The organism is Gemella sp. 27098_8_149 (genome assembly GCF_041433745.1).
GTDB lineage: Bacteria > Bacillota > Bacilli > Staphylococcales > Gemellaceae > Gemella.
In genome coordinates this window covers 187,441-205,526 of sequence record NZ_JAPWCB010000002.1, presented here as the reverse complement: position 1 = coordinate 205,526, position 18,086 = coordinate 187,441, and the positions used below count along the sequence as shown (strand labels likewise).

The window sequence follows — 18,086 nt, the reverse complement described above, 5'->3', positions numbered from 1 at the left end:
TATGAGAACGGTGTGTTTATATACACTTTATGATTAATAACAAAGATATTTATTTTTCACCCATAATAAAAATAAAATTAGAGCAACTTATAAAAATAAATCTTCTAAATTGCTCTAATAAATTTTATTCTATTTTACTTTTTTTATGTTCCAAATGTCTTTTGCGTATTCTTCTACTGATCTGTCTGCAGAGAAGATTCCAGCATTAGCCGTATTAACTAAGCTCATTTGTCCCCATTTTTCTTTATCTTGATATGTTTGGGCTACTTTTTCTTGAGCTTCAACATAGCTTTCAAAGTCCGCTAGACACATGTAATTATCTTGAGTTAGTAGATAATCTACGATAAAGTTGAAGTTCATTCCACCTACAGTCATAGTTCTAATGAAATCTAGTGTCTCTTTAATCTTAACTGAACTATTGTAGTATTCCCATGGTTTATATCCTTGCGCATTTAGTGCGTCTACTTCTGGTGTTTCTAAACCGAAGATAAAGATATTATCATCTCCTACCGCTTCATGAATTTCCACATTAGCTCCATCAAGTGTTCCTAACGTTAACGCCCCGTTTAGCATTAGTTTCATATTACCTGTTCCACTTGCTTCCTTACCGGCTTGTGAAATTTGTTCACTAATATCAGCGGCAGGAATAATTTTTTCAGCAAGGGTAACTTTGTAATCTGGTAAGAATACAACTTTAATGTACTGACGAACTAATTCATCACATTCAATCATTTGTGAGATTGAGTGAATAAATTTGATGATATTTTTAGCCATTTGATATCCAGATGAAGCTTTTGCTGCGAAGATAAATGTTCTTGGCACTGGACGTAATCCATTGTACTTAATTTCTCGGTATAAGTATACAATGTGTAAAGCATTAAGTAATTGACGTTTATATTCATGTAGTCTCTTAACTTGAACATCAAAGATAGAGTCTGGATTTACAGTTATACCTGTAGTATTTTGAATATATGTAGCAAGTTGTTCTTTTTTTACTTTTTTAATTTCTTGAAGTTTTGCTACAACTTTCTTATCGTTTTTATAGTCATTTAATTTACTAATTTTAGATAAATCTTTAACAAAATCATCACCAATTAAATCTTTAAGATAAGTTGCTAACTCAGGGTTTGCTTGTCCTAGCCATCTACGGTGAGCTATACCATTCGTAACATTACCAAATTTAGTTGGATACAATTCGTTAAACGCTCTAAATGTTGACTCAACAAGGATGTCACTGTGTAATTTAGATACTCCGTTAACATTATGACTTCCTACGATAGATAAGTTAGCCATTCTGATTTGATTATCATAAATTATCGCAGTTTCTGCTAAAGTATAATCTTTACCTTGATCGATTACCCACTGACAGAATCGTTTGTTAATTTCTTCAATAATTGAGTAAATACGCGGTAATAATGGCTTGAATAAATCTACAGACCATTTTTCTAAAGCTTCTGCCATAATTGTATGGTTTGTGTAGGCAAATGTCTTAGTTGTAATTTCCCAGGCTTTGTCCCAAGAATATCCGTATTCATCAAGTAATAATCTCATTAACTCTGGAACTCCCATAGCTGGATGAGTGTCGTTAATATGTAACGCTACATGCTCACTTAAGTTTTCTAATGTACCAAATTCATTATAGTGATTTTTTACTAGTTGTTGTAGTGATGCACTAATAAAGAAGTACTGTTGTTTTATACGTAATTCTTTACCTTCATTTGTGCTGTCTGCTGGATATAATAATTTAGAAATTGATGAGGCGATTGCTTCTGCTTCTGAAGACTTAGAATATTCTCCTCGTTCAAATAGTTTCATATTAAATCCTGTTTTAGCTTTTGCTTCCCAAAGACGTAATGTGTTAACTGTTTTAGTTTTATATCCAGATATTAATAAATCATAAGGTTCCGCTTGGATTGAAGTATAATCTTTATGCTCAACTTTAAATCCATCTTCAGTCATTTTTTCTTCTACATGACCGTAGAATCTCACTTCTATTTCTTCATCATTTCTATAAACAAGACCATATTTTCCTAAGTCTAACCAATAGTCTGGAAATTCTTGTTGCCAACCATTGTTTATAACTTGTTTGAAGATTCCATATTCATAAAGAATAGAAAAACCTGTTACTGGATAATCACTACTAGTTAAGGCATCTAGATAACATGAAGCAAGTCTTCCAAGCCCACCATTACCTAAACCTGGATCTGGTTCTATATCATAAATTTCATCTAGATTAAAATTATTTTTTTCTAAATACTCTTTAGTTTCTTTCGCTAATCCTAGATTGAATAAGTTATTTCTTAGAGTTCTACCTACTAGAAACTCCATTGACATGTAGTAAGCTCGTTTTTGCTTAGTTTTCTTTAATTCTTGTTCGTAAGCAAATTTCTTTTCAGATAATTTTTCTCTTACCGTACTCATTAACGCTTCATAAACTTGACGTTTACTTGCTGAAGTTATAGTAATCCCAAATTGTCTTTTTAAATACTTCTCTATTCTTTGTTCAAATTCTTGATTTTTCATTATTCTCTCCTATAATCTAGTTCACTAGACTATTTCATTGTACATATCTATATATTGTAAAGCTGATTTTTTCCAACTTACATCTTGTTTAATTGCATTCTTCATAATTTTATTCCAAATATGACGTTCTTGGTAATAGCAGTATGTCGCTCTGTAAACAGCATCTAGCATATCATACGCATCGAAACTTTCAAATGTAAATCCTGTTCCAGATTTACCGTCAAATGGTTCTACCGTATCTCTTAATCCACCTACTCTGTGTACAATCGGCACTGTAGCATATCTCATTGAAATTAATTGAGATAGACCACATGGTTCAGTTTTAGAAGGCATTAAGAACATATCACATGAACTATATACTTTTGAAGATACTTCTGATGAGAACATTATTAAGCTTCTTACTTTATCATGACGACGATATTCTAATGAACGCAATGCATCTTCATAATGTCTGTCACCTGTTCCTAAAATTACCAACTGTGCACCAGTTTTTAAAATTTCATCAGCAACATGTAAAACTAAATCAATTCCTTTTTGATGAGTTAATCTAGTTACCATTCCAATCATAGGGATATTTTCATTTACTTCCAAAGCTAATTCTTCTTGGAATTTTAATTTGTTTTCTACTTTGTTTTTTAAAGTTTTCACATCGAAGTTTTTGAAAATTTGTTTATCTGTTTTCGAATTGAACTTATCTATATCTAATCCATTAATAATACCGTGAAGTTTGCCTTGTTCTACTCTTAGAATATCATCTAATCCATACGAGAAGTACGGGTCTAATATTTCATGAGCATATGTTTCACTTACAGTATTTATTCTATCGGCTAATTGGATAGCTCCTTTTAATAGATTTAAATCTCCTTTGTAGATTAAGGCATCAAAATACTTATTATCTAATCCAAATAGATTTCCCATTTCATAAGGATTGAATTTCCCTTGGAATTCTATATTATGAATTGATATTACACTCTTAATATTTTGATAGAACCATTCTCCTCTTGACTTAAGATCATCTAGGTAAATAATAGATAATGCAGCATGCCAATCATTTGCATTAACTATATCAGGTCTATAATCGACATGAGGAAGTATCTCTAATGCTGCTTTCGAGAAGAACGCGAATCGTTCACCATCATCATCTTGTCCATAGACACTATCTCTATTGAAATACTGTTCATTATCAATAAAGTAGTAAGTTACTCCGTTTACTACAGTCTCAAAGATTCCACAGTATACTGTTCTCCATCCTAAATTAATAAAAATATGTTGTCTGTATTTTAAATCGTACTTATCTCTATCTATTGAAGAATACAACGGTAGTACTACCCTTGCTTCTACATTTTCGTCTTGAAGGGCTTTTGGTAATGAACCTATTACATCACCTAGACCTCCAACTTTAACAAATGGTGCCGCTTCAGCTGCCACGAATAAAATTTTCATTACATTTCTCCTTATTCGTAATTTACTTTCATACTAAAAGGGTTAGTTTTAGATGTAGTCTATCTGTATATTATACTCTTTTTTCTTTTGAAAATCGAAAGTTTTACAAATTTCTCATACATTTTAATCTAACCCTTTTTTATTATTCTACTATTTTACCTTTTTCTACGATAACTTGGCAGTTTTCTGTTCCTTTTAATTCAACTTTTTCTGAAACTACTGCATATTTATCTAGAATTACACAATCTAAGTATGCTGATTTTTTAATCACACAATTTGGCAGTACTATTGAGTTTTTAATTACTGCTCCTTCTTCAACTACAACATCTCTAAATAGAATACTGTTTTCTATAATTCCGTTAATTTCACAACCATCACCTAAGATAGAATTCTTAACAATCGCTCCGTCTCCATATGTAGTTGGTACACTATCTGCTACTCTTGTTAGAATATCTGTTCCTGATAAGAACAATTCATTTAACTTGTCTGGGTTTAATAAATCACGGTTGAAATTATAGTATTCTTGAACACTATTAATTGTTCTATTGTAATTCTTGATTTCATATCCATAAACATTTAAACGATGGAAGTTCTTAGTAATAAAGTCTAATAGGAGATCCTGCCATCCTAATGTAGTCCCTTTTTTAACTAATTCTTTAAACATTTGTTTAGACATTATATAAATTTTAACCTGTGTCGGGCACACTTGATCAAATCCGTCATAATGATATAAACTGTCATAAACTCTATTCTTATCATCAAAAATTATTTGCGATTCACGTTGTTGCGGTTTTCTATAAGTATAAGCTAACGTTATATCTGCATTTGTTGACTTATGGTAATTTACCATATCTCTAAAATCAATATTACCTACAATATTTCCATCAGCTAAAATACAATATTCTTCTAATAATGTATCTGAATATTTAGAAGCATCCCCTAATGCCTCAATCTTGTTTTGAGATACACGGTTTGAGTGATGGTTTGACATTGGAGTTATAAATTTAAGTCCACTATTTTTTCTATTTAGATCCCAGTCTTTCCCCCAACTCAGGTGATCCATTAACGATTTATAGTGATAATTCGTTACTACTGCAATATTTGATACTTCAGCTTTTACTAAAGAAGATAACATGAAATCAATCATTCTATATCTTGATGCAACCGCTAAAGATGCTAGTGTTCTATTTCTTACTAATCCTTGCAAATCATCATTACGATAGTTATCTGCAAATAATACACAAAACGCATTTACCATATTATTTTCCCTCTACTTTCCTATTCTCATTTACTACTTCATCCCTACCGATTACTGTTATTTGTTCTTTTCCTAGAACTATTTCTCTGTTACCAACTTCTACATTTTCCTTAATTACAGAACCTTCAGCAATAATTGAATTATATACTTTAGCACCTTTTTCTATTAGTACATCTTTCATTATTATACTTCCTACAACTTCTGCACCTTCTTCGATTCTAACACCTGAAGAGATAATTGATTCAGAAACAGTACCATAAACTGCAGTACCATCAGAAATCATAGAATTTTTCACATTTGCACTGTGTCCTAAGTATTGTGGCATTGCTCCATCGTGACGATAATAAATTCTCCATAATCTATCATCAATGTTGAAGTTCTCTTTATTTTTAATAAGGTCCATATTAGCTTCCCATAAGCTTTCTATTGTACCTACATCTTTCCAATATCCGTAAAATGGATATGCATAAATGTTTTTACCTTCATTTAACATCATTGGAATAATATTTTTACCGAAGTCTTTTTCACTATCAGAATTTTCTTCATCACGAATCAGGTATTCTCTAAGTTCTTTCCAACTAAAGATATAAATACCCATTGATGCTTTTGTAGATATAGGATTTTCTGGTTTTTCTAAAAACTCTGTAACTTTTAAATCTGTATTAGTATTTAAAATACCAAAACGGCTCGCTTCTTCAAGAGGAACATTAATATGAGCTATTGTTAAGTCAGCACCTTTTTGTTTATGGAAATCTAACATTTCTTTGTAATTCATTTTGTAAATGTGATCTCCAGATAAAATAAGTACGTATTCTGGATTGTATTGCTCTATGTATTTAATATTTTGATAAATAGCATTAGCTGTTCCTTTATACCATTCTCCCGTTTTACCTGCAGTATACGGAGGTAGAATTGATAATCCACCATCCATTCTATCTAAATCCCATGGTTGACCATTACCCATGTATGAGTTAAGCTCAAGTGGCATAAACTGCGTTAATACACCCACTGTTGAAATTCCAGAGTTCGCACAGTTTGATAATGGAAAATCGATAATTCTATATTTTCCACCAAAAGGTACGGCTGGTTTTGCCATATCTTTAGTTAATACTTGAAGCCTCGTACCTTGTCCTCCTGCTAGTAGCATAGCTACTACTTCTTTTTTTCGTGCCATAAATTTGACCCCCTTCTTCTAAAACTTATTATTTCTTTTCTATATACATCGTTGTATAAGGTGGTATGTTTATACTCAAAGTATATTTAAATTCATTTTTCTCTTTATTTATAGTTTTTAAATTTCTATTCGAGATTGCTAATCCGTCATATTTCTTGGCATCAGAGTTTAATGCTATTTTATAACTTCCCCAAGTATTTACTCCTATTTCGTAATGTTTTAATACTTGATTAGAAAAGTTAGTTACTACCAATACTTCTTTACCAGATCTATCTTTACGAGAGAAAGCAAAAACATTATTGTTATTATCGTCTACAACATGCCATTTAAATCCATCCCAGTCACTATCATTTTCCCATAATGCAGGTGTAGATTTATAGTATTTGTTAAGCTCTTTAACATATCTATGAGTATGTACATGTTTAGGATACAGCATTAATAACCAATCTAATTCTCTTTCTTCATCCCATTCAATAAATTGTGCAATATCAATTCCCATAAATGTTAGTTTTTTACCAGGATGTGCATACATATATCCTAAAAATGCCTTAAAGTTACCAAACTTATCTTCATAAGGAACCGGACTTTTATCTAATAGCGATTTTTTACCATGTACTACTTCATCATGTGAAATTGGTAGGATAAAGTTTTCTGAAAATGCATAATGCATTGAGAAAGTAAATTTGTTATGTACTCCTTTTCTGAAGAAAGGATCTGTTTCTAAATAATCAAGACTATCATTCATCCATCCCATGTTCCACTTAAAGTCAAATCCTAAACCACCATGTTCAACAGCGGCTGTTACTTTTGGGTAACTCGTCGATTCTTCCGCAATCATACTAACTCCAGGATAGTTTTCTTTTATATAAAGATTTAAATTCTTTAAAAAGTCAATTGCTTCTAAGTTCTCAAAACCACCATAGATATTTCTTGCAGATTTATCTTCGTCTCGGCAGTAGTTTAAAAATATCATCGAACTAACCGCGTCTACTCGTATTCCATCAATATGATAATCTTCTATCCAAGAAACTGCACTTGATGTTAAAAATGATCTTACTTCATTTCGTCCATAGTCGAAGACTCTAGTTCCCCAACCTTCGTGCTCCATCTTTCTTGTATCTGAGTACTCATAACAATGGGTCCCATCAAATTCGTATAATCCATGTGCATCTTTAGTAAAATGTCCTGGTACCCAGTCCAAAATTACTCCAATATTATTTTGATGACAGCAATCAACAAAATACATAAAATCTTCTGGTGTACCATATCTCGAAGTCGGTGAAAAATATCCCGTTGCCTGATATCCCCAAGATTTGTCATATGGGTATTCAGTCACAGGTAACAATTCTATATGAGTATAGTTCATGTCTTTAACATAGTCTACTAAAGTATGGGCTAACTCTCTGTAGCTTAATTCCTTACCATCTTCGTGATGTTTCCATGAACCCAAGTGTACTTCGTAAATGTTCATTGGGCCATGATATGGAACCTCCCTAGATTTCATCCATTTACTATCCTTCCACTCATAGCTAGGTAATGAATAAACTTTCGATGCAGTTAAAGGTCTAGTTTCTGCATGTTTTGCATAAGGATCTGCTTTCCACAATTCATTACCACTTTTTGTAACAATAACATATTTATATGCATCATATTGTTTTATTCCAAAAAGTTCAATTTCAAATATTCCCTTATCGTTAACTAATTTCATCTCATGTGCATGCGGATGCCAAGAGCAAAACTCACCAGTTACAAACACTCTTCCAGCATTCGGTGCCCAGACTCTAAATGTACATTTATCTCCATCCAAAAATGATCCTAAAAATTTATGGCTATGGTAATTAGTTCCTTCATGGAATAAATATTCGGCCATATTATTCTTCACTTAATAACCCCCTTTTCACTAAAAGTAAACGTTTACTTTAGCGGGTAAAAATTTTTAGCAATAAAGAAATAAAAAATATCAATAAAAAATAGTTTATAATATCACTAATTATTTCTTTATTTTTATACATATAGTATAACATAATGAAGCCTTGATGTAAATGTTTTCTATAGTTGTTTTCTATAATTTTTTATAGCCTTTTCATTGCTTTTATATTAATTATTTTTTGTTATTTTATAATTATGATATTTACTTTTAAAAACTTTTATATTAAAATTAACTTGATTGATTTTGGAAAATAAATTAATAATGAAAATTTTATATTTTGGAGATGAAAAATATGATTAAATTTAATCCAATAAAAAATAAATTCCCCCAGGGGGCATTAAAAAATGATGACAACTTCTATTTTGAAGTATTTATTAAAGATGATTTTTATTTTAATGATTTTAAAATAATTATAAAAAATGAATATACAGGTGAACTTATATCAAAGAGTTTAGAGTTCAAAGAGAAAACTAACGATAACTACTCTACTTATCATGTAACTTTTGAACCATTTAATACCGGTCTTTATTTTTATCATTTTGAAGTTCACTTTGATAGTTTTAATGTTTTTCTAAAAAATGATAATTTCAATGCTAAATTAGTAAATAATAATGACGAATTACCTGATTGGCAATTAACAGTTTATGACAAGAACTTCACAACACCAGATTGGTATAAAGGTTCTATAATGTATCAAATTTTCCCGGATAGATTTAAGCGTAGTAATAAATTTACAGCAAAAGTCGCAAAGAATGAAAATGTAAGAATTCGACATGAAAATTGGAATAGTATTCCTCACTCTTCTATTACTCATGAAAATTATGGTGCTAAAGATTTTCTAATGGGGAATCTACTAGGTATTGAAGAAGAAAAAGAATATTTCAAAAAGTTAAATATTGAAAGTATTTATCTTAATCCAATTGTTGAAAGTCCTGAAAATCATCGCTATTCAACATCTGATTATTTTAATGTGGATCCATATTTTGGAACTAATGAACAATTTGAAAAGTTCTGTAAAGATTTTAAAGATGATAATATTAGAATCATACTAGATGGTGTATTTAGCCATACTGGTTCAGATAGTATCTATTTCAATAGATATAATAATTATGACAGTATCGGAGCTTATAATTCACAAAGTTCACCATATTATTCTTGGTTTAATTTCATAAATTTCCCTAACGAATACCATTCTTGGTGGGGATTTGATAACTTACCAACTGTAGTTAAAGAGAATAAAGAGTACAGTGACTTTATTAATAATAAGGATACGGGGGTTGTCAACTTTTGGCAAAAACTTGGAATTGCTGGATGGAGACTTGATGTTGCTGATGAGTTTCCTGATGAATTTTTAGATAGAATTCGTGAGAGTGCGAAATACTACGACAAAGATGCTCTAATTATTGGTGAAGTTTGGGAAGATGCAACTAATAAGATTTCATACAATACTCGTCGTCGTTATTTCTTAGGTGATCAACTTGATTGTGTTATGAATTATCCTTGGAAAAATGCAATTATTAATTTTGTAAAAAATAAAAATGCAGAAGACTTTACACTTGAAATCTTAAAACTAGTAGAAAATTATCCTCGCCCAGCTCTTGATGTTGTTATGAATTTACTTGGAAGTCATGACACAGAGCGAGTATTAACCATGCTTGCCTTTGATAATCCCGAGGATATTCCTGTTCATGAAAGACCAACATATAAAATGTCAAATGAACAATATTCTAAAGCGAAAGAACTCCTTAAATATGCTAGTTTTATTCAATTTACTCTACCTGGTGTCCCATGTATTTACTACGGTGATGAAATTGGAATGTATGGTTTTAGAGATCCTTATAATCGTTTAGGATTTACACATAATGATAAGGATGAAGATTTATTAAATCACTATATTGGATTATCAAACTTTAGAAATGAAAATAAAGATGATTTTATTACAAACTTTGAATTTGTATATACAAATAATAATTGTGTTGCATATAGACGAAATAATGTTCTTTGTATTATAAATCTTGATTCTAAAGCACATTTTGTAGAAAATTACTCTGGTGAAAAACTATTTGGAAACAACGAAGTATATTCAACACCTTTCGGAACTGTTGTTCCACCTATGAGCTACATAGCTATAAAAATTAAATAATTAAAAACACACAATTCTTAAAAATAAGGATTGTGTGTTTATTTATCTAAATAAAATTTATATCTAAATATCAAGTAATTCGGTATTAAATTCCTAAAAAAATAGAGGACTCATGGTGAATCCTCTCGTTTTTATTATCCTGAGTTTCTAAGTCCTGTAGCAACTCCGTTAATAGTTATGTGAATAGTATTAATTTGTGATTCAGGTAATTTACCTTCTCTTGAACGTTTAATTAACTCTAATTGAATTAGGTTCAGCGTATTAAAGTACTGTAACCTATTTTCTAAACTTCGAGTTAAATAAGTATTATCTTCTAAGAATTCTTTATGTTCTGAAATTTCTAAAACTACTTGTTTTGTTAAATTCCATTCTCTTAAGATTTCTTCATATACCTTTTTAGTTTCCTCTTCTTTACATAGATTTGCGTACTCTTTTGCAATATCCATGTCAGATTTTGACATAACCATATCTACATTTGAAAGTAATGATGTAAAGAATGGCCATTCTTTATACATTTTGCGAAGTTTTTCAATATTTCCTTTATCTTTATTTATAAAGTTTGAAAATGCTGTTCCTACTCCGTACCAACCAGGAAGCATAATTCTACTTTGCGACCATGAAAATACCCATGGAATTGCTCTTAAGCCACCAATATCAGTGATCTTCTTACGTGATGCTGGACGTGAACCAATGTTTAGACTTGAAATTTCTTTAATTGGTGTTGCTTCGAAGAAGTAATTATAAAAGTTAGGATTTTCAAATACTAGTTCTCGATATTTGTTATAACTATCTTCTACTATTTCATCCATAATAACTTGGATTTCAGGTATATCTCTGATATCTGTATTAACTTTATCAGCATTCATTCTTTGAATAACGGCAGAGAATAAGGCTTCTAAGTTGTAGTATGCCGCGTCACTGTTCCCATATTTGGCTGCGATAATTTCACCTTGTTCTGTTAGACGAATTCTATCTTGTACACTTCCTAAAGGTTGAGAGATAATCGCATCATAACTTGGTCCACCACCACGACCAACAGTACCACCTCGACCGTGGAAGAATGTAACTTTAATATTATGTTTTTCTCCTAGTGATGATAGCTCTTGTTGTGCTTTATAAAGCGACCATCCAGATGATAGGTATCCACCATCTTTATTACTATCAGAGTATCCTAACATAATCTCTTGATAACTTCTATTATCACTTACCCATTTTTTCACGATATCTAGACTTAAGTATTTATCCATTACTTCATATGAATTTTCTAAGTCTTCGATTGTTTCAAATAATGGTACAAGTTGTAATCTTGCAAAGTCACTTCCCACTAAACCAACTTCTTTTAGCATAATGGCAAGTTCTAATAAGTCAGAAACACTTGTTGTGTGTGAAATAATGTTTTGTTTAATAACATTATCACCTAGTTTATCTTTTAATTTTCTAGCTGTTCTAAATATTGCTAGTTCTTTTCGTAATTCTTCTGATTGTTTGTTTTCATCATTTATACTTAGTGGTCGTGGATCTTCTTTTAATTGTTTTAATAGAAGTTCACATTTTTCTTCTTCACTAAGTGAACTATAATCTTTTTCGATATTAGCACTACTTAATAATTCAGCAACTGACGCTTCATAGACACTTGAATCTTGACGCATATCAATACTTGCTAAATAGAATCCAAAGATTTTAACAACATTAAGTAATTCTTCAAATTCACCAGTCACTAGGATTTCACCCTTGTTTTCTAACAGTGATTTTTCAATTATTGTTAAATCAGCGATAAACTCATCAGCTGTAAGATATTTATCTTCAACTTCTTTATCTTGTAATAAATATTCTCTAGTGTTTTCAAGTTTTTCTTTAATATGTGATATTGCTCTTCTGTATGATTCTTTTTCTCTATACTCAGAAGTATCACTTGAAAGATTCGCTAATTCTTCTAGTTCTTTACTTCCTTTAGTAACATGCGATGACATTGAGAATGTTCTATATAAACTATTTAACTTTTCAATATAATACGTTGTAATAAGCTCACATTGCTTCATAGCTGATAAATTTAATGTTTCAGCTGTTACAAATGGATTTCCATCACGGTCTCCACCGATCCACATTCCCATTGTTATCGGAGTTTCATTTTTTAATTCTATATTATTTTCTTCTAATAATAATTTATACTCAGTCATTAATTTTGCAATTGCTTTAATAAATGATAAGTTATAATACTCTAATACGTTTGTGATTTCGTTAGCAACTTTTAATTTTTTCTCACGAATAATATCACTTTGTGTTAATATTTCTATATGTTTTTGGATTGCATTTTTCCATTTTCTTTCATTGATTAAACCATTTTTTACATCACGATGTTTTCTTAATAACCTGTGAAGTTTTTCTGTTAAATCAAGAACTGTTTTACGTTGAACTTGTGTTGGGTGAGCTGTTAATACTGGTACTACATTAATATTTTCTAAGATATTTTTATCTTTAATATTTTTAATAGACTCAGATAATTTCCCAACATATGATTCACCTATATTATTTTTATAGTTAACTTCATATGCTAAATCGACATCTTCAGCTATATTAATTAATAATGGTAAAATTGAAAAGAAATTTGCAACAATTTCCATTTCTTCTTGAGTTAAATCTTTAATAATAAGATTTAATTTTTCGTAATTTTTTTCATCTGCTAATGCTTTTAATTCTACAATTTTTTCAAATGTATCTTCAGAAATCAATTTTTGTGTTGCTTTTAACAGCATTTCTGTAAGAATTTGAATCTCTTCTTGTATAATATTCTCATTCACATTGCTTTCTAATCTTGTGTTTTGCATTTAGTTACTCCTTGATAAGTTTTTTACTAATAAAGTATATTTATCAGTTTTAACTACATATTCCATTATAAAACTTTTTTTCTAATAAAACAATGAATTTTGGCTATTTTTTTTATATTCTTAATTATTTTACTAACTTTTTTTAGAAATCTCTTTTTATTGTTCTTATTTCACTATGTTTAATTATTTATTTTAAACCACTTACAAACCTTTATTATATTATAATTTTTACATCAGGGGACTAACTCGACAAAATCGATTTCTTCGAAATCACAACTTTGAGTCACTCCCTATTTAATACTTTATTTTCATAATAAAAAAAGGTAACTTTATAAATAGTGAAGTACTACTTATAAAGTTATCCTTATTTTTTATCTAAATATTCCTATTCGTCTTCGTAGCTTTCTTCTTTAGCTGCTAAAGTCACAGTCGCTACTTTTTGATCATCAACTAGGTTAATAACTTTAACTCCAGTCGCTGTTCTTCCTAATGTACTGATTGTAGAAACATCTATTCTAATAATAATTCCTTGATCAGTCATTATCATTAGGTCTTCATTTCCTGCGATAGATTTAACCGCTACAATCTTACCTGTTTTCTTCGTAACTTTTGCTACTTTAACACCTTTTCCTCCACGGTTAATTACATTGAATTCCGTAGATTTAGAAATTTTTCCAATACCATTTTCTGTTACTGTTAAAATTTTCTTAGATTCATCGACTACTTCCATACCTACAACGTAGTCATCTGGAGAAAGTGTAATACCTTTAACTCCACGACTTACACGTCCCATTGTACGAACTTTTTCAGCATTAATTCTAATTGCTTGTCCATTTGCTGTAACGATCATAATATCTTGATCATCTGTAATTCTTTGAACATCGATTAATGCATCATCTTCATCAAGTTTAAGGGCGATCTTACCTTTCTTAAGAATACTTGCGTAATCTCCTAATTTAGATTTCTTAATGATACCATATTTAGTTGAGAAGATTAAGTTTGTATCTTCTTCTTGTAAATCAGAAATTGCAATAATAGAGTTTACTTTTTCTTCTTTTTCAATCTCTAATAGGTTAATAATTGGTATTCCTTTAGATTGTCTACTCATTTGGTTAATTTCATAACCTTTAAGAGTATAAACTTTACCTTTATCTGTGAAGAATAGGATATGATCGTGAGTTGAACAACTTAGCATATAAGCTACGTTATCCTCATCATTTGTAGTCATACCGTTTACTCCACGTCCACCACGTCCTTGTGATTTATATGTACTTGCAGCAAGACGTTTAATATATTGGTTATGAGATAGAGTAATAATGATTTGTTCTTTTTCAATTAAATCTTCGTTCTCAATTTGATCTACTTGTCCTTCAATAATTACACTACGACGTTTGTCTCCAAATTTTTCCTTAACTTCTAATAACTCATCTTTAACGATTTGAATTACACGTTCTGGTTTAGCTAGAATGTCTTCTAAGTCAGCGATAAGTTCCATAAGTTTACTATACTCTTCTTCAATCTTATCACGTTCTAAACCTGTAAGTCTTTGAAGACGCATATCTAGTATAGCTTGGGCTTGAATTTCAGTTAATCCAAATTGATCAATTAATCCTGCTTTTGCTTCTTCTGCAGTTTGAGATCCACGAATTAAACTAATAATTCTATCGATATTATCTAGAGCAATTCGTAACCCTTCTAATATGTGAGCACGTGCTTGTGCTTTTTTAAGATCGAATTTAGTTCTTCTAACTACTACTTCTTTTTGGTGCTCTAAGTAGTAGTAAAGTACTTCTTTAAGATTTAATAACTTAGGTACTCCATTTACAAGAGCAATCATGTTAACACCGAATGAACTTTGTAATGGTGTTAATTTGTATAAATTGTTTAAAATTACGTTACTATTAACATCTCGGCGTAATTCAATTACAATTCTAATACCTTTTAAGTTACTTTCATCACGAAGGTCTGTAACACCTTCAATTTTCTTATCACGAGCTAGTTCAGCAATTTTTTCAACTAATTTCGCTTTATTTACTTGATAAGGAATTTCTGTAATAACAATTCTTTCCTTACCATTTTTCATTTGCTCAATTTCAGTTTTACCACGCATAATTACAGAACCACGTCCTGTTGTATATGCCTTAACTATCCCACTACGTCCTAATAAGAATGATCCTGTTGGGAAGTCAGGTCCTTTAATTTTAGACATTAATTCAGCAATTGTTATTTCAGAGTTATCAGCTAATGCGATTACCCCATCGATAACCTCACCTAAGTTATGAGGTGGAATATTAGTCGCCATACCTACGGCAATACCGCTACTTCCGTTAACTAATAAGTTTGGAATTCTTGCTGGTAATACTTTTGGTTCTTGTTTTGTTCCATCGTAGTTATCTTGCATATCAACAGTATCTTTGTTAATATCACGTAGTAATTCAGAAGCTATTTTACTCATTCTAGCTTCAGTATAACGCATCGCAGCAGCACCGTCTCCATCAATAGAACCGAAGTTCCCTTGACCATCTACTAAAGGATATCTACTATTGAAATCTTGTGCTAAACGTACAATTGTTCCATATGTTGCAAAGTCACCATGAGGGTGATACTTCGCCATTACTTCCCCTACAACGAAGGCACTTTTTTTGTAAGGTTTATCATATGTTAACCCTAAATCATTAAAAGCATAAAGTATTCTTCTATGAACTGGTTTTAACCCGTCACGAACATCTGGTAATGCACGCGATACAATAACACTCATTGAATAATCTAAGAATGAATTTTCAATTTCAGTTGTTATGTTTCTTAAGGTAATATTATTTTTATTATCTTCCATGTTCTATCCTTTCTTTCTAAATGTCTAAGTTTATAACATTTAGCGCATTATCTTCGATAAATTTACGTCTTGGTTCTACTTTTTCACCCATTAGTGTATCAAAAGCAGCATCTGCTCTTTGAGCATCATCAACACTTACTTGGTACATTAAACGGTGTTCTGGATCCATTGTAGTATCCCATAGTTCTTCTGCATTCATCTCTCCAAGACCTTTGTATCGTTGAACAGTGTACTTTTTATCTCCAGCATGTTCTTCAATATTTTGTTTCAGTTCTTCTTCTGTGTGGCAGTAAAATTCTTTCTTACCTACTTTTAATCCATATAGAGGTGGTCTAGCGATATATACATATCCTGCGTCGATTAATTCTCTCATATATCTGAAGAAGAATGTTAATAATAATGTTCTAATGTGACTTCCATCGACATCGGCATCGGTCATAATAACGATTTTGTGATAACGAAGTTTATCGATGTTTAATGTTTCACCAATACCCATACCAATAGCTGTAATTAATGAACGAACTTCATCGTTAGCTAATACCTTATCAATTCTAACTTTCTCTACGTTCAGAATTTTACCTTTAAGCGGTAAAATAGCTTGGAATTTACTATTACGTCCAAGTTTTGCACTTCCTCCCGCAGAGTCCCCTTCGACTAGGAATAATTCACATTCAGCTGCATCTTTACTTGAACAGTCAGCAAGTTTCCCTGGTAGATTAGTAAACTCTAAAGCATTTTTACGACGTGTAGATTCACGAGCTTTCTTCGCTGCGATTCTCGCGCGAGATGCTTGAAGTCCTTTTTCAACGATTATTTTCGCTGTTTTTGGATTTTCTAATAAGAATCTATCTAATTCTTCAGAGAATAGTTTGTTAGTAATAGTACTCATTTCTGAGTTACCTAATTTAGTTTTTGTTTGTCCTTCGAACTGTGGATTTGGGTGTTTAATAGAGATAATCGCAACAAGTCCTTCACGAACGTCGTCACCTGTTAAAGATTCCTTATCTTTAATAAGTTTATTCTTTTTACCATAAGAGTTAATTATTCTTGTAAGTGCCGTTTTAAATCCACTTTCATGAGTACCACCCTCATGTGTATTAATGTTATTCGCATAACTTAAGACATTATTTGAATATCCAGTGTTATATTGCATTGAGATTTCTACTTCTTTACCATCCATCTCACCGTGAACATAGATAGCTTCATGTAAAGCATCTTTATTCTCATTTAACATCTCTACATATTCTAATAGTCCACCTTCATAACAGAAAGTTTCCTCTTTTTCTTGTCCTGCTCTTTCATCTTTAAGAATAATTGTTATTCCTTTGTTTAAGAAAGCAAGTTCTCTAATACGTGTTCTTAAAATATCGTATTCATATACTGTCGTTTCTTGGAAGATTTCTGGATCTGCTTTAAAACGAATAGTTGTTCCAGTTCTATCAGTATCTCCAACTACAGTAATACCTTGAACTACATCTCCTCGCTCAAATTTCATACTGTGAATTTTTCCATCACGATGAACAGAGGCTTCTAAGTTAGTTGACAAAGCATTAACTACACTGGCACCAACCCCGTGAAGACCACCAGATACTTTATATCCGCCGCCTCCGAATTTACCACCGGCATGTAGTACTGTAAGGATTACTTCAAGTGCAGGTTTACCTGTTTGTTCTTGAATATCTACAGGAATCCCACGACCATTATCCTCTACTCTTATCCAATTTCCTTCTTCAATTGCTACTGTTATCGTATTACAATATCCAGCTAAGGCTTCATCTATTGAGTTATCTACTATTTCCCAAACAAGGTGGTGTAGACCTTTACTAGATGTAGAACCGATATACATACCTGGTCTTACCCTAACAGCTTCTAATCCTTCAAGGACCTGAATCTGATCGGCATTATATTCTTGTGTTTTTTTATTTTCTACCATGATTTTTCCTTTCATTTTAGTAAA

General features: G+C 31.1%; 9 protein-coding genes. 1 reads left to right on the top strand and 8 read right to left on the bottom strand.

Annotated features, from left to right (window positions below; translation table 11 throughout):
• Positions 1-129: 129 nt before the first annotated feature.
• From O3801_RS02025 to glgB, 5 genes are all read right to left on the bottom strand, one after another.
• Positions 130-2,523 carry a glycogen/starch/alpha-glucan phosphorylase gene (locus O3801_RS02025; RefSeq protein ID WP_371453903.1) on the bottom strand — a complete coding sequence of 798 codons (2,394 nt, stop codon included), beginning with the start codon at positions 2,521-2,523 and terminating at the stop codon, positions 130-132.
• A 24-nt stretch (positions 2,524-2,547) separates the two neighbouring features.
• Positions 2,548-3,966, bottom strand: a complete 1,419-nt coding sequence (gene glgA / locus O3801_RS02020) for a glycogen synthase GlgA (RefSeq protein ID WP_371453902.1) — start codon at positions 3,964-3,966, stop codon at positions 2,548-2,550.
• 142 nt (positions 3,967-4,108) lie between these two features.
• Positions 4,109-5,224 (bottom strand): glucose-1-phosphate adenylyltransferase subunit GlgD, encoded by a 1,116-nt coding sequence (gene glgD / locus O3801_RS02015; protein ID WP_371453900.1) that lies wholly within the window; start codon positions 5,222-5,224, stop codon positions 4,109-4,111.
• Between the two features lies 1 nt (position 5,225).
• Positions 5,226-6,398, bottom strand: coding sequence for a glucose-1-phosphate adenylyltransferase (locus tag O3801_RS02010; protein ID WP_371452755.1), 1,173 nt, complete (start codon positions 6,396-6,398; stop codon positions 5,226-5,228).
• Between the two features lie 28 nt (positions 6,399-6,426).
• On the bottom strand, positions 6,427-8,280 hold the full coding sequence (glgB, locus tag O3801_RS02005; RefSeq protein ID WP_371453898.1) for a 1,4-alpha-glucan branching protein GlgB: 1,854 nt from the start codon (positions 8,278-8,280) through the stop codon (positions 6,427-6,429).
• Positions 8,281-8,620: 340 nt separating this feature from the next.
• Between glgB and O3801_RS02000 the strand changes: the two genes are divergently transcribed.
• Positions 8,621-10,471, top strand: coding sequence for a glycoside hydrolase family 13 protein (locus O3801_RS02000; protein WP_371453897.1), 1,851 nt, complete (start codon positions 8,621-8,623; stop codon positions 10,469-10,471).
• A 134-nt stretch (positions 10,472-10,605) separates the two neighbouring features.
• Here the strand turns inward: O3801_RS02000 and ppc are convergent, their stop codons facing one another.
• The 3 genes from ppc to gyrB all read right to left on the bottom strand — a co-directional run bounded on the left by ppc (position 10,606) and on the right by gyrB (position 18,062).
• Positions 10,606-13,296, bottom strand: a complete 2,691-nt coding sequence (gene ppc / locus O3801_RS01995; protein ID WP_371453895.1) for a phosphoenolpyruvate carboxylase — start codon at positions 13,294-13,296, stop codon at positions 10,606-10,608.
• A 385-nt stretch (positions 13,297-13,681) separates the two neighbouring features.
• Positions 13,682-16,129, bottom strand: coding sequence for a DNA gyrase subunit A (gyrA, locus tag O3801_RS01990; protein WP_294681792.1), 2,448 nt, complete (start codon positions 16,127-16,129; stop codon positions 13,682-13,684).
• A 16-nt stretch (positions 16,130-16,145) separates the two neighbouring features.
• Positions 16,146-18,062, bottom strand: coding sequence for a DNA topoisomerase (ATP-hydrolyzing) subunit B (gyrB, locus tag O3801_RS01985; RefSeq protein WP_294681793.1), 1,917 nt, complete (start codon positions 18,060-18,062; stop codon positions 16,146-16,148).
• Positions 18,063-18,086: the final 24 nt, after the last annotated feature.

What these genes read in the sequence shown, in the direction of transcription:
- O3801_RS02025 (WP_371453903.1), bottom strand. Translation starts at nt 2,523, where the DNA reads ATGAAAAATCAAGAATTTGAACAAAGAATAGAGAAGTATTTAAAAAGA.
- glgA (WP_371453902.1), bottom strand. Translation starts at nt 3,966, where the DNA reads ATGAAAATTTTATTCGTGGCAGCTGAAGCGGCACCATTTGTTAAAGTT.
- glgD (WP_371453900.1), bottom strand. Translation starts at nt 5,224, where the DNA reads ATGGTAAATGCGTTTTGTGTATTATTTGCAGATAACTATCGTAATGAT.
- O3801_RS02010 (WP_371452755.1), bottom strand. Translation starts at nt 6,398, where the DNA reads ATGGCACGAAAAAAAGAAGTAGTAGCTATGCTACTAGCAGGAGGACAA.
- O3801_RS02000 (WP_371453897.1), top strand. Translation starts at nt 8,621, where the DNA reads ATGATTAAATTTAATCCAATAAAAAATAAATTCCCCCAGGGGGCATTA.
- ppc (WP_371453895.1), bottom strand. Translation starts at nt 13,296, where the DNA reads ATGCAAAACACAAGATTAGAAAGCAATGTGAATGAGAATATTATACAA.
- gyrA (WP_294681792.1), bottom strand. Translation starts at nt 16,129, where the DNA reads ATGGAAGATAATAAAAATAATATTACCTTAAGAAACATAACAACTGAA.
- gyrB (WP_294681793.1), bottom strand. Translation starts at nt 18,062, where the DNA reads ATGGTAGAAAATAAAAAAACACAAGAATATAATGCCGATCAGATTCAG.